The organism is Kitasatospora sp. NPDC056783 (assembly GCF_042789895.1).
Classification (GTDB): Bacteria; Actinomycetota; Actinomycetes; order Streptomycetales; family Streptomycetaceae; genus Kitasatospora.
Genome location: NZ_JBHUAF010000248.1, coordinates 1 through 12,817, shown reverse-complemented (window position 1 = coordinate 12,817; position 12,817 = coordinate 1). Strand labels below are relative to the sequence as shown.

Annotated in this window: 9 protein-coding genes; 5 read left to right on the top strand and 4 right to left on the bottom strand. The window is 73.4% G+C overall.

The genetic code is table 11. The annotated features are described in order from the left end of the window. Positions 1 to 106: 106 nt before the first annotated feature. The 3 genes from ACFRMQ_RS28035 to ACFRMQ_RS28025 all read right to left on the bottom strand — a co-directional run bounded on the left by ACFRMQ_RS28035 (position 107) and on the right by ACFRMQ_RS28025 (position 5,164). Complete coding sequence (locus ACFRMQ_RS28035) at positions 107 to 2,563, bottom strand: beta-glucosidase (RefSeq protein WP_380733444.1); 2,457 nt, start codon at positions 2,561 to 2,563, stop codon at positions 107 to 109. Between the two features lie 64 nt (positions 2,564 to 2,627). Then, entirely contained in the window at positions 2,628 to 3,935 is a 1,308-nt protein-coding gene (locus ACFRMQ_RS28030; protein ID WP_380733443.1) for an MFS transporter, read from the bottom strand. 26 nt (positions 3,936 to 3,961) lie between these two features. Beyond that, the gene (locus ACFRMQ_RS28025) at positions 3,962 to 5,164 is read right to left on the bottom strand and encodes a glycoside hydrolase family 1 protein (RefSeq protein ID WP_380733442.1); all 1,203 of its coding nucleotides are present in this window, start codon (positions 5,162 to 5,164) and stop codon (positions 3,962 to 3,964) included. Positions 5,165 to 5,253: 89 nt separating this feature from the next. Between ACFRMQ_RS28025 and ACFRMQ_RS28020 the strand changes: the two genes are divergently transcribed. Then, positions 5,254 to 6,459 (top strand): TetR/AcrR family transcriptional regulator, encoded by a 1,206-nt coding sequence (locus ACFRMQ_RS28020; RefSeq protein WP_380733441.1) that lies wholly within the window; start codon positions 5,254 to 5,256, stop codon positions 6,457 to 6,459. A 109-nt stretch (positions 6,460 to 6,568) separates the two neighbouring features. On the opposite strand, the gene ACFRMQ_RS28015 is transcribed toward ACFRMQ_RS28020, so the two are convergent. Then, the gene (locus ACFRMQ_RS28015; RefSeq protein ID WP_380733439.1) at positions 6,569 to 7,336 is read right to left on the bottom strand and encodes a GntR family transcriptional regulator; all 768 of its coding nucleotides are present in this window, start codon (positions 7,334 to 7,336) and stop codon (positions 6,569 to 6,571) included. Between the two features lie 197 nt (positions 7,337 to 7,533). Between ACFRMQ_RS28015 and ACFRMQ_RS28010 the strand changes: the two genes are divergently transcribed. The 4 genes from ACFRMQ_RS28010 (at position 7,534) to gndA (ending at position 12,783) form a co-directional block, all read left to right on the top strand. Then, on the top strand, positions 7,534 to 9,231 hold the full coding sequence (locus tag ACFRMQ_RS28010) for an alkaline phosphatase family protein (protein ID WP_380733438.1): 1,698 nt from the start codon (positions 7,534 to 7,536) through the stop codon (positions 9,229 to 9,231). Positions 9,232 to 9,442: 211 nt separating this feature from the next. Continuing rightward, entirely contained in the window at positions 9,443 to 10,453 is a 1,011-nt protein-coding gene (locus ACFRMQ_RS28005) for an aldo/keto reductase (RefSeq protein WP_380733437.1), read from the top strand. 150 nt (positions 10,454 to 10,603) lie between these two features. Continuing rightward, the gene (locus ACFRMQ_RS28000; RefSeq protein WP_380733436.1) at positions 10,604 to 11,023 is read left to right on the top strand and encodes an SRPBCC family protein; all 420 of its coding nucleotides are present in this window, start codon (positions 10,604 to 10,606) and stop codon (positions 11,021 to 11,023) included. A gap of 305 nt (positions 11,024 to 11,328) precedes the next feature. Further along, positions 11,329 to 12,783 (top strand): NADP-dependent phosphogluconate dehydrogenase, encoded by a 1,455-nt coding sequence (gndA, locus tag ACFRMQ_RS27995; protein WP_380733435.1) that lies wholly within the window; start codon positions 11,329 to 11,331, stop codon positions 12,781 to 12,783. Positions 12,784 to 12,817: the final 34 nt, after the last annotated feature.

The following is a 12,817-nucleotide window of genomic DNA, read 5'->3' as shown; positions in this document are numbered from 1 at the left end:
GGTCGCCGAGGTGACCGAGGAGGAGCTGCGCCGGATCGTCGCCTCGCCCGACCGGGTGCGTCCGAGCCTGGAGGCCGGGGGCGGGACGAGGGTCGGGGGGTGGGCGTCAGCCCTGGGCGGCCGGGTCGACGGGCACGCCGTGGCCGGGGTCGGCGACGGAGGTCGCGATCCGGAGGGTGAAGGCGCCGGGTTCGGTCACCCAGGCGTGTGCCTCGGTGTCCCAGTGCTGGAACGCCCGCGGGGCGATCTCGATCCGCGCCCGCACCCGCTCGTCGGCGTCCGCCCGCACGGTGGTGAACCCGGCCAGCCAGGCGACGGGCCGTTCGACGGTCGAGCCCGGACGGGACAGGTAGGCCTGCAGGACCTGCTTGCCGTGCCGGGTACCGGTGTTGGTGACCTCGGCCAGGACGACGACGCGGTCGCCCTCGGTGGTGACGGTAGGTGCGCCGATCTGCCAGGTGGTGTAGCCGAGGCCGGACCCGAAGGGCAGCGCGGGCGGGTTGCCACCGTCGGCCTCGCGCTTGAGCCAGGCGCGGTAGCCGATGTGGAGGCCTTCGGTGTACGCGAGCCGGCCGTTGTCGGGCGTGACCTCCCAGACCGGGACGTCCTCCTCGCGGGTGGGCCAGGTGGTGGGCAGGCGGCCGCCCGGCTCGCGGGCGCCGGTCAGGACGTCGGCGAGGGCCGCGCCGAACTCCTGGCCGGGGAACCAGGCCAGGACGGCGGCGGCGACCTCGTCGAGCCATGGCATCAGCACCGGGGCGCCGGAGTTGACGACCACGACGGTGCGGGGGTTGACCTCGGCGACGCGGCGCACGAGCTCGTCCTGCCCATCGGGGAGGGCGAGGCCCGGGCGGTCGAAGCCTTCGGACTCGATCGCCTCGGTGGTGCCGACGACCACGACGGCGACGTCGCTCGCGGCCGCCGTCTCGATGGCACGCCGGAACTCCCGCGCCGGGTCACCGAAGAGGTCCTTGAAGCCGAGCTTGACGCTGGCGAAGGGGACGCCGAGGAGCTCCGGGGTGTAGGTCAGGCGCAGCTCGACGGTCCGGTCGCGGCTGAGGTCGTGGGAGGACACGCGCGACGGGGGGTTGAGGAGGGCGGCCATGAAGTCGCCGCTCTCGGGGATCCCGAGCGAGCCGGTGCCGACGGTGACGCCGTCGATCTCGAAGGTGAAGCCGCCCAGTCCCGCGAAGCCGAGGTCGTGGCGGCCGTCGCGGTCCGGGGTGAAGCGGGTGGTCAGTTCGATGCGGGTGGCCCGGGCCAGTCGCGCGTCGCCGAACGAGGAGAAGCTCCCGGAGGGGATGATCTCCTCGCTGAACGTCTCGCCGTCCTGGTCGAGGTAGCGGACGCGGACGCCCTGGGCTCCCGTCAGCGGGTCATGAACCGTGCCGCCCACGAAGGGGTGCAGTTCGTCGACCGGGGGCAGGCCGGGGGCGAAGTCGACGGCGTCCGCACCGTAGGCCTCGCGCAGACCGTCGAGCGGCGTGACGACGCGGCGCGGGAACACGGACGCCGATCCGCCGCCCTGGGCGCGGGCACGCAGCGCGTGCTGCCCGATCACGCCGATGGCCAGTCCTTCCCGGGGCGGGACGGGCAGGGTCCCGTCGTTGCGGGCCAGGACCATGCCGTCCGCGGCGGCCTCGCGCAGCAGGCCCGCGATCGCGGTGTCGTCCCAGGGCTCGACCGGGACAGTCGCCGGACCGCTCTCCAGGGCGCCGACGCGCGAGGCGAGCAGCAGCAGCCGGGCGACCTTCTCGTCGATCGCGTCCTCGGGGACGCGTCCGGCCTTGACGGCCTCGACGAGCGCGTCGCCCCACGCCCCGTCCGGGCCGGGCATGGCCAGGTCCTGGCCGGAGTTGGCCGACGGCTCGGTGTCGCGCACCGCCATCCAGTCGGAGACGACGACGCCGTCGAAGCCCCACTCGTCCTTCAGCGGGTCCCGCAACAGCGGGTTGGCGGTCATGGTGGTGCCGTTGACGGAGTTGTAGGCGGACATCACCAGCCAGGTGCCCTCCTTCACCATCCGCTCGAAGGGGGCCAGGTAGACCTCGCGCAGGGTCCGCTCGTCGACCCGGGCGTCGACGGTGAAGCGGTCGGTCTCGGAGTCGTTGGCGACGTAGTGCTTGGCCGTGGTCGCCACGCCGTGCGCCTGCACGGCGGTGACGTAGGCGGCGCCGAACTCGCCGGTGAGGTAGGGGTCCTCACTGTAGGCCTCGAAGTGGCGGCCACCGCGCGGCGAGCGGTGCAGGTTGACGGTGGGGCCGAGCACGACGTCGACGTCCTTGGCGCGGGCCTCGGCGGCGATCAGGGCGCCGAGCCGGCGGACCTGCTCCAGGTCCCAGGTGGCGCAGACGCAGCCGGCGGACGGCAGGCTCGCCGAGGGGTCGCGGTCGTCCAGGGCCGAGCCGCGGACTCCGGTGGGGCCGTCGGAGACGACGATGGGGCGCAGGCCGACGGCGGGTTCGTCGTGCAGCGTCCACAGGGAGGCGCCGGTGAGCAGGCGCACCTTCTGTTCGAGGGTGAGGCGCTCCAGCAGCGCCGTGACGAGCGGGGAGGCGAACATCGCCGCTCCTTTCGGTGGATGGGGCAAGGGTGGAGGTGAGGGCGGGGGTGGGGGAGGATCCGGGTCAGCGAACGCTGCGGATGGGGAGGACGGCGAGGGCGCCGAGGAACCCGATCACTCCGACGACCGGGTAGAGCGCGGCGTAGCCGCCGAAGGCGTGCACGATGCCCGCGGCTGCTACGGGCGCGATGGTGTTGGGCAGGGTCGCGGCCAGGTTGAGGACCCCGAGGTCCTTGCCGAAGTCCTCCGGGTTGGGCAGGACGGAGCTCATCAGGGCCTGGTCGACGGCGGCGAAGGCGCCGAAGCCCGACGCGACGACGAAGCTGGACAGTGCGAGTCCGAGAACCGAGGGCAGGGCGAGTGGGATCGCGGCGCCGGCGGAGATGAGCAGTCCCGAGACGAGCACGACCGGCTTGCGTCGCCCGAGGCGGTCGGACAGCGGTCCGGCGACCGTGGTTGCCACCAGGATCCCGGGCAGGGCGACCAGGCTGAGCAGCGGCACGGTTCGTTTCGCCTGTTCCAGGGTCAGGCCGACGTAGTCCTGGGCCAGGTAGAGCTGGTAGGTGTTCAGCATCGCGTAGCCGCCGAACAGCAGGAAGCGTCCCGCGAAGCCCCAGAAGAAGTCGGGGTTGCGGACCGGGTTGACCCAGAAGGCAGCGAGGAAGGCGCGCGGCGAGAACGGCCGGCGCGGTTCACCGCGGTTGTCGCGGTCGGGCACGAGGGCCACGAAGAGCACGATCACGAGGAGCGTCGCACCCGCGATGACGGCGTAGCCGAGCGGGATGTCGTCGGTGAACAGCGAGCCGACGATCGGGCCGAGGACGGCGCCGAGCAGCATGCCCAGCCCGACGCCGGTGGAGTAGCGGCCGCGCAGATGGTCGGGGACCCGGTCGGGCAGCAGCGCGGAGAAGGGCCCTTGGAAGGCGTTGAACCCGAACTGCACCAGCATGACGCACACGGTGAGCGCGGCCAGGTTCGGTGCGAGTCCGCAGGTGAGCAGAGCGGTGGCGCCGAGGCAGGCGCTGGCGAGCATCCAGGGTCTTCGCGCGCCATAGCGGCTGCGGGTGCGGTCCGATAGTACGCCCACGATCGGCTGGGCGAGCATCGCGGCCACGGCGGCGAGCGCGTTGATGAGCGCGAGGTTCGAGGTCTTCGCGTCCGGGTCCATGTGCTCGACCTGGATGGCGACGTAGTAGACCGTGACGGAGTAGGCGATCGGGGCCATCGGGGCGACGAACGGGGCGGTGCGGAACAGTCGCCGCAGTGCCGGCGGCACCTTGTGGGAGGGCCGCGCGGCCTGCGGGTCGGTCGGCGCGGCGTCGGCCGTCGTGGAGAGGCCGTGGGCGGGCCCGGGATCTGCGTGCTTGGGCATCCGGGGTCTCCGTTTCGTCGCCGGGGTCAGCGCAGGCCATTGCGGCGGGCGCAGGCGCCGAGCCAGGCCAGGCTGGGCTTCGGGGTGCGCGCGAAGGTCTCCCGGTCCACGGCGATCAGGCCGAACGTGGCCGCGTAGCGGCCCCATTCGTAGTTGTCGAGCGCCGACCAGTGCAGGTAGCCGCGCACGTCGACGCCGTCCGCGACCGCCTTCTCCAGGTGGCCGAGCGCCTCGGTGGTGTAGGCGATCCGCCGGGTGTCGTCGTCGGTGGCGATGCCGTTCTCGGTGACCAGCAGGGGAACGCCGCCGGTCTCCTCCCACGCACGGCGCAGCGCTGTGCCCAGGGCGTCGGGCCGGTACGCCCAGCCGGTCAGGGAGTTGTCGGGGTGCTGCGGGTGCGGCACGGGGCCGTTCGCGTCGACCGGCTGGCTGGTGTAGGCCTGCACGCCGAGGAAGTCGTCGCCGCGGGCGACGTCGAGGTAGAAGCCCTCCCACTCGTGGTGGACGCGCTCGAAGACGTCCTCGTTGCCTTCGGTGGGGGTGAACGCCTGCTGTGCGACGGTCCAGCCCGCCTTCGCGTTCGTGGTCGCGCGCACCACCTCGACGGCGCGCCGGTGCACCTGCGCGAGCGTGTCCCCTAGAGCCTGGTCGGGGACGACCTTGGCCATCGCCGTCGCGAGTTCCGTCGCGGCGGCTCCCTGGCTGTCCGCCACCTTGAAGAGGGCCTCCTGGATGGTCGCGAACACCGCGAGCATGTTCGGCTCGTTGATCGTGCAGATCCAGTCCACGTCTTGCAGCGCCGGGGCGATGAACTCGATGTAACGGGTGAAGCGGTCCGCCGCGTCCGGCCGGCGCCAGCCGCCGGACTCCGCGAACCAGCGCGGCAGGGTGAAGTGGTGCAGCGTCACCACGGGCTTGAGACCGAGCCGCAGTGCCGCGTCGACCATGCGCCGGTAGTGGTCGCGCTCGGCATGGGAGAACTGACCGTCGGCCGGCTCGATCCGGGCCCACTCGAAGCCGAAGCGGTAGGCGTTCAGCCCGGCCCTGGCCAGCAGGGCCATGTCCTCGCCGTAGCGGTGGTAGCTGTCGACCGCGTCGCCGCTGCGGTCCGGGAACGGGGAGGCGGGGGAGGTCTCCAGGGCCCACCAGTCCGAGTTGAGGTTGTTGCCCTCCACCTGGTGCGGGGAGGTGGAGGCACCCCAGAGGAAGTCCTTGCGCAGGTCGGCCATGTCGCTCCTTCGTTCGTCCCAACGCAACGAAAAGTTACCAGTTGGGTGGTAAGGTTTGGGAAGGGTAACACAGCAGCGATACTGGAGCGATGGCAATGAAGCGGGGCAGTTACCGGACCGGACGAGAGCGCGTCGAACGCATCCTCGACGCCTCCCACGAGCTGTTCATCGGCTCCGGCTACCGGGCCACGTCGCTGCGCGACATCGCCGCGGCCTCGGGGATCTCCCACCCGGCACTGCTGCGCCACTTCGCCTCGAAGCAGGAGATCCTCACCGCCCTCGTCGACCGCCTCGACCGCAGGCACCGCGACTGGATCGCGGCCGGCGCGGACTCCACGGGCACGACCCCCTCCGCGGCCGAGACGGCGCGGCGCAATGCCGACGCGCGCGGCTGGATCCCCCTGTTCACCGCACTGCTCGGCGAGGCGACCAGCCCCGAGCACCCCGGTCACGAACTCATGCGGACGCGCCGACGGGTCGGCACCCGCCTGGGCGTGCAGATGCTCAGCGGGTCCGGGCGCGACGAACGCTCGGCCCTGCTGGCCGTCCAGCGATTCGGCGCCGCGTGGGACGGCCTGCAGATCCTCTCGCTCTACTTCCCCGGCCTCATCGACATCCCCGCCCAACTCGACGCCCACGAAGACGAGATGAAGGCGAGCGGGTTTCCGCCCGGGCCCGCCCTGCCCGCGTTCACCCTGCCCGGGCCCGCACCTCGGCCGGCGGACACCGCGAACGCGGATCCGCCGCCGGAGCGGACGTCACGCGCACGGGCGGTCGAAGCCGCGGCGCGCCTGTACGCGCGCCACGGCTACCACGGCACCTCCATGCAGGCCGTCGCGGAGGAGGCCGGACTGACCAAGGCCGCGCTCGTGCACGTCGCCCCCACCAAGCACGCACTCCTGGACCTGGTCCTCGCGGAGCTGTTCGCCGCCGCGGAGGACGAGTCGGATCCCTACAGCCGGCTCCGGGCACTGCTGGACCGTCCCCGCTGGCAGGCCGCGGCGGAGATCGTGCTCATGTGCGAAGCCACCGTGCCCTCCCACCCGGCACACGCCCAGATGGCCAAGCGGCTCGCCGACAACCTCGCCGCCACGGCGGACGACCTCGCGGCGGCGCAGTCGCTGGGGAAGGAGGAAGCGCGCACGAGCACGCAGTGGCTGGTCGCGCTCGTGCTAGGGGGGCTGATCGCCTGGCTCTACGAACCCGATGCCATCGACCTGGAGGCCCTGATCGGGGGTGCGCTGCCGCCCGCCCGGCGGGGCGGTCCGGTCGGGGTTGCGCCGTCCTCGGGCTGACGGTCGGCTTGGGCCCGCGCCCGCCGGTTCCGCGCGTCCCCGTCCGCCTCCGTTCGTCCGGTCCCTGTCCGTTCGTCCGGCCCCGCGCCTCCGTCCGGCCTCTGTCTGGTCAGTTGTCGTTCGGGGTGCCGAGTGCGAGGGTGAAGCTGAAGCGGTCGCCCCGGTAGAGGGTGCGTACCTGTTCCAGCGGCCGTCCTCCGGCGTCCAGGCTGTGCCGGTGCAGCAGCAGCATCGGCAGGGCCGGCGGGGTCCCGATCAGCAGTGCCTCGCGTGGGCTGGCCAGGACCGTCTCGATCCGCTCGTGCGCCGTGCCGAGGCGTACCCCGTGCTCGCGCAGGTAGCCGTAGAACGACCCGTCGGGGTCGAACTCCCGTGCCAGCGCGGGTACCCGGGTGACGGCCACGTACGTGGACTCCAGCCCGACGCGTTCCTCGTCCGCGCGCAGCACCCGCTCCAGGTGCCACAGCGGCTCGCCCTCGGGGACGTCCAGCAGGCGGGCCGTCGCCGCGTCGGCGGGCAGCTCCTCCAGGGTGATCAGGGTGCGCCCGGGGCGCAGGCCCTGGCGGGAGAGGCCCTCGGTGTAGCTGCTCAGGGACAGTGGCTGCTCGATCTTCGGGCCGGCGACCACGGTGCCCCGGCCCTGCCGGCGCAGCCGTCCCTCCAGCAGCAGTTCGCGCAGGGCCTGGCGCACGGTGGCCCGGGCGACGCCGTGGCGCTGCGCGAGGTCGGCCTCGGTGGGCAGCCGCCCGCCCGGGCCCAGTTCGGCGACCAGTTCCTCCAGCCGGGCCTTGACCAGGTAGTACTTGGGCACCCGGCCGTGCTCGGGGACGCCGGCGCGGGCGGGCTCGGGGCCGGGGCGGGGGATGGGCTGGTTCACCGCGCAAGCCTACCGAGCGCCCCGCGGGCCGTCCGGCCGCCCCCGGGGCCGAAGATCATGGGGGTATAACGGGTCTGGTCTGAATTTCGGCGGTTGTTCATACGGCCGTGCGTTCGGCGAGCGGTCGTCCTCGCCCGCCTGACCGATCCTCACCCGCGGTGCAGCCGCACCGTACTGACGGCCAGTTGGGAGCCCCCGTGTCGCGCACCTCCCGCTCCGCCCGCACCGCCGCCCTCGCCGCCGCCACGGCCGCCGCCGCCCCCGCCACCGCCTGGGCCGCCGCCCCCGCCGCCGCCCCCGCCGCCGCCCCCGCCATCACCTCCGCCTCCTCCTCCGCCGCCTCCGCCGCCTCCGTCATCACCTCCTCCGCCTCCTCCGCCGCCTCCGTCATCACCTCCTCCGCCTCCTCCTCCGCGACCCCCGTCATCACCTCCTCCTCTGCCGCCTTCTCCTCTGCCGCCTCGGCCGCGGACGGCCCGTACCGGGGCCTGCCCAGCGGTACCAGGCAGGCCAAGACCCTGGTCATCGGCGTCGACGGCACCCGCTGCGACAAGCTGCTCACCGCCGACGCCCCCAGCCTCAAGGCCCTGATGGCCGGCGGCATGACCGCCACCGGCGACCTCTGCGCCAACCCGCTGGCCCCCACCCTCTCCGGCCCGGGCCGGTCGACCGTCGCCACCGGCGTGTGGCCCGACAGGCACCGGGTGAAGGACAACAACTTCACCGGCTCCCGCCTCGACCTCTACCCCGGCTTCGCCACCCGCCTGGAGAACGCCGACCCCGCCGGCTCCACCCTGGTGATCGGTTCCTGGGACCCCATCGCCGGCAACGTCTTCAACGGCCGCGCCGACGTGCGCCTCCAGGAGGGCGAGAACGACACCAGGACCGCCGCGGACGCCGTCGACTACCTCGCCCACGGCAACCCCGACGCCACCTTCCTGCACTTCGACCAGGTCGACGAGGCCGGCCACGACCGCGGCGGCGCCGGCCCCGACCACCTGGCCGCCCTGCACTGCGCCGACGCCCTGGTCGGCCAGGTCCTCCAGGCCGTCAAGTCCCGCCCCACGTACGCCTCGGAGGACTGGCTGGTCATCGTCACCACCGACCACGGCCACACCGACGCCGGCGGCCACGGCGGCAGCAGCGCCAACGAGCGCCAGACCTTCCTGATCGCCGGCGGCGTCGGCTGCGCCCCCGGCTCGCGCCGCCACGACGTCAAGCCGGTCGACATCGCCCCCACCGTCCTCAAGCACGAGGGCGCCGCCGTCGACCCCGCCTGGGAGCTCGACGGCCGCCCCGTCGGCGAGATCGCCCCCGACGCCTTCGACGCGCTGCGCCCGCTCCTGCGGTCCCGCGCCGACGGGAGCGGCATCCCGGCCGCGGTGAAGGGCCGGACCCACACCCCGCCGGCCGGCTGGAGCGTCGACAACTCCCGGATGCCCGGCGGCGGCGTCACCGAGTGGCGCGGCTGGACCTTCGCCACCGACGAGTTCTGGAGCGACGCCGAGCCGGGCCAGTCCCGCGAGACCGACGTGCGCGCCCGCGACGTCTTCGCCGTCGCCGACTCCGACGAGTGGGACGACAAGGCGCACGGCGCCGGCCGGTTCGACTCCACCCCGGTCAGCCCGGCCTGTCCGGTGACCGGCGCGAGCCGCGGGGTGCTGTCCTTCGCCACGGACTGCAAGATCGACGGGCCGCAGACCGGTGACCTCTGCGTGGTCTTCGACAACGGCGCCCCGCGGCCGGTGAAGTCCTGCCGAAGCGACCTGAACACGGTCGAGAACCTCCCCGTCACCGTCCCGGCCGGTGCCGCCACCGTCCGTTTCCAGTTCCGCTGCACCGGCACCGACGGTGCCTTCTGGACCGTCGACCAGGTGGTCTTCACCGTCTCCTGACCCGGGCCCGGCCGGGCGGGCGGGGGAGGGGCGCCGGGTCCCGCTCCCGCCCGCCCGCCGTCCCGGGCGGCCCACCCCTTGCATTGCCCCGCGCATGCAACTATTGTCTCTGCATGTAAGGCGCGTCTGCACCAATCGCTCGGTGTGGGCGCAACCCCCGGCGGGCGCCCCCTCCCCACGGCCGCCCGCCCGCTCCGCAAAGGCAACCGACATGGCCCTCAAGAACATCCTCCCCGGCAAGCTCGGCTACGGCACCGCCCCCCTCGGCAACATGTTCCGCGCCATCCCCGACATCGAGGCCCTGGCCACCGTCGAGGCCGCCTGGGAACACGGCGTCCGCTACTACGACACCGCCCCCTTCTACGGTGCCGGCCTCGCCGAGGAGCGCCTGGGCGAGGTCCTGTCCGCCAAGCCGCGCGACGCCTACGTGCTGTCCACCAAGGTCGGCCGCGTCATCCTCGACGAGAAGGAGGAGGGCGCCCGCGAGCTCGGCGAGAAGGGCGGCCTGTTCGAGCACGGCAACCCCAACAAGATGCTCCACGTGTGGACCGCCGAGGCCACCGAGCGTTCCATCGAGGACAGCCTCAAGCGCCTGGGCACCGACCGCCTGGACATCGTCTGGGTCCACGACATCGCCCAGGACTTCCACGGCGACGCGTGGCTGGGCAAGTTCGAGGAGGCCCGCACCGGCGCCTTCCGCGTCCTGTCCCGGCTGCGCGACGAGGGCGTCATCAAGGCCTGGGGCCTGGGCGTCAACAAGACCGAGCCGATCGAGCTCACCCTCGCCCTCGACGAGCCCAAGCCCGACGGCTTCCTCCTCGCCGGCCGCTACACCCTCCTCGACCACGAGCACGCCCTCCAGCGCCTGCTGCCCCTCGCCCAGGAGCAGAACGTCGACATGGTCGTCGGCGGCCCCTACAGCTCCGGCGTCCTCGCCGGCGGCACCCACTTCGAGTACCAGGAAGCCCCGGCGCACATCATCGAGCGCGTCACCCGGCTCAAGGACCTGGCCGCGAAGCACGGCGTGAGCATCAAGGCCGCCGCCCTGCAGTTCTCCCTCGCCCACCCGGCCACCGCCGCGGTCGTCGCCGGCGCCACCAAGCCCGGCCGCATCGCCGAGGACCAGGCCGCGCTGCGCGAGAGCGTCCCGGCCGCGTTCTGGACCGAGCTGCGCGCCGCCGGCCTGGTCAGCCCGGCCGCTCCGCTGCCCAACGGCGCCTGAACCCCCGGCCCCGCCGGCCTCCCGCCGGCCCCGCCGGCCTCCCGCCGGCCCCGCCGGCCCCCCGTCCGGCCCCGGCCCCGCCGGCCCCCCGTCCGGCCCCGGCCCCAGCCCCGCCAACCCCCACCCCAGCACAGCCCAGGAGAAGCGATCATGGCCTCCACCTCCGTCAGCCGCGTCGTCCCCGCCACCCCCGAGAAGGTCTGGAGCCTCATCGGCGGCTTCGACGCCCTGCCCGACTGGCTCCCCTACATCCCCGAGAGCGTCGCGGCCGAGGGCGGCCGCGTCCGGCAGCTGAAGAACCCCGAGGGCCAGGTCATCATCGAGCGCCTCGTCGACTTCGACGAGACCGAGCGGCAGTACAGCTACGCCATCCTCCAGGCCCCGTTCCCGGTCGACGGCTACGTCTCCACCATCCGCGTCCACGCCGTCCCCGGCCGCGACGACGTCGCCGAGGTCCAGTGGTCCGGCCGCTTCAACCCGGTCAACGCCACCGAGCAGGAGGCCGTCGACCTGTTCACCGCCATCTACGCCGACGGCCTCGACGCCCTCGACAAGACCCTCGCCGGCTGACCGGACCGTCCACCCCGGCGCCCGGGTGCGCGAACCCCGCGGGGAGTGGCCGTACCCCCCGCCACACCGCCCGCGCGACCCGGCACGGGGCGCGTGGTCCGGAAACATCCGGGCGGCGTAACCCCCCGAGCGGCCCCGTCCTCCGCCGATGATCCTGGTTCCGGCCACCCGTGGCGCATCGGGCCTCCCGGCCCGAGGAGTCCGAGGTACGATCTCGCGGGCATCCAGGCCTGCGGGCCCGCCGGAGGCCCGGGCCCGCCGGAACCGCGGGCCCACCGGAACCCCCGAGAGAGGAAGCAGCCGCCATGGAGGCATCCGCACAGATCGGCGTGACGGGGCTGGCGGTGATGGGCCGCAACCTGGCCCGGAACTTCGCCCGCAATGGCTACACGGTCGCGGTGCACAACCGCACCCCGGGGCGCACCAGGGCGCTGGTCGAGGAATTCGGCCACGAGGGCTCGTTCGTCCCGGCGGAGTCGCCGCAGGACTTCGTGGCCGCGCTGGAGCGGCCCCGCCGCCTGCTGATGATGGTGAAGGCCGGTTCGGCCACCGACGCGGTGATCGACGAGTTCGCGCCGCTGCTGGAGCCGGGCGACATGATCATCGACGGTGGCAACGCCCACTTCGCCGACACCCGCCGCCGCGAGCGGGCACTGCGCGAACTCGGCATCCACTTCGTCGGCAGCGGCGTCTCCGGCGGGGAGGAGGGCGCGCTGAACGGGCCGTCGGTCATGCCCGGCGGCTCCGCCGAGTCCTACCGCGTCCTCGGCCCGATGCTGGAGAAGATCAGCGCCCACGTCGACGGTGATCCCTGCTGCACCCACATCGGCACCGACGGCGCCGGCCACTTCGTGAAGATGGTGCACAACGGCATCGAGTACGCCGACATGCAGCTCATCGCCGAGGCCTACCACCTGCTGCGGGAGATCGGCGGCTTCACCCCCGCCGAGATCGCCGAGATCTTCCGCCGCTGGAACAAGGGACGCCTCGACTCCTACCTGATCGAGATCACGTCCGAGGTCCTCGCCCACACCGACGCCGCCACCGGCAAGCCCTTCGTGGACATCGTCCGGGACGCCGCGGAGCAGAAGGGCACCGGGCGCTGGACCGTGCAGACCGCCCTCGACCTCGGCTCCCCGGTCACCGCCATCGCCCAGGCCACCTTCGCCCGGGTCTCCTCCGCCCGGACCGAACTGCGCGAGGCCTACCGGCCGCTGTCCGGTGGCACCCGGCACGAGCTGCGCCCGCACGAGGCCGAGCGCTTCACCCGGGACGTCGAGCAGGCCCTCTACGCGTCGAAGGTCATCGCCTACGACCAGGGCTGGACCATGATCCGCGACGCCGCGGCCGAGTACGACTGGGACATCGACCTGGGAGCGGTCGCGAAGATCTGGCGCGGCGGCTGCATCATCCGCGCCGCCTTCCTGGACCGGATCCGTGCCGCCCACGCCGCCGATCCCGGCCTGGTCAGCCTGCTCGCCGAGGAGCAGTTCGCGGCCGAGATCAACGACGCCCAGGCGGCCTGGCGCACGGTGGTCGCGAGCGCGGTCCAGCACGGCATCCCGGTACCGGCGTTCTCCGCCGCGCTCGCCGCCTTCGACACCCTGCGCGGCGAGCGCCTGCCCGCCGCGCTGATCCAGGGCCAGCGCGACTTCTTCGGCGCGCACACCTATCACCGCACCGACCGCGAGGGCAGTTACCACACGCGCTGGGCCGAGCCCGGCCGCCCCGAGGTCCGTACGGACACCAGCGCGGCGTAGCCGCACCCCCGGACGGCTCCCCCGGCTCCGGGGG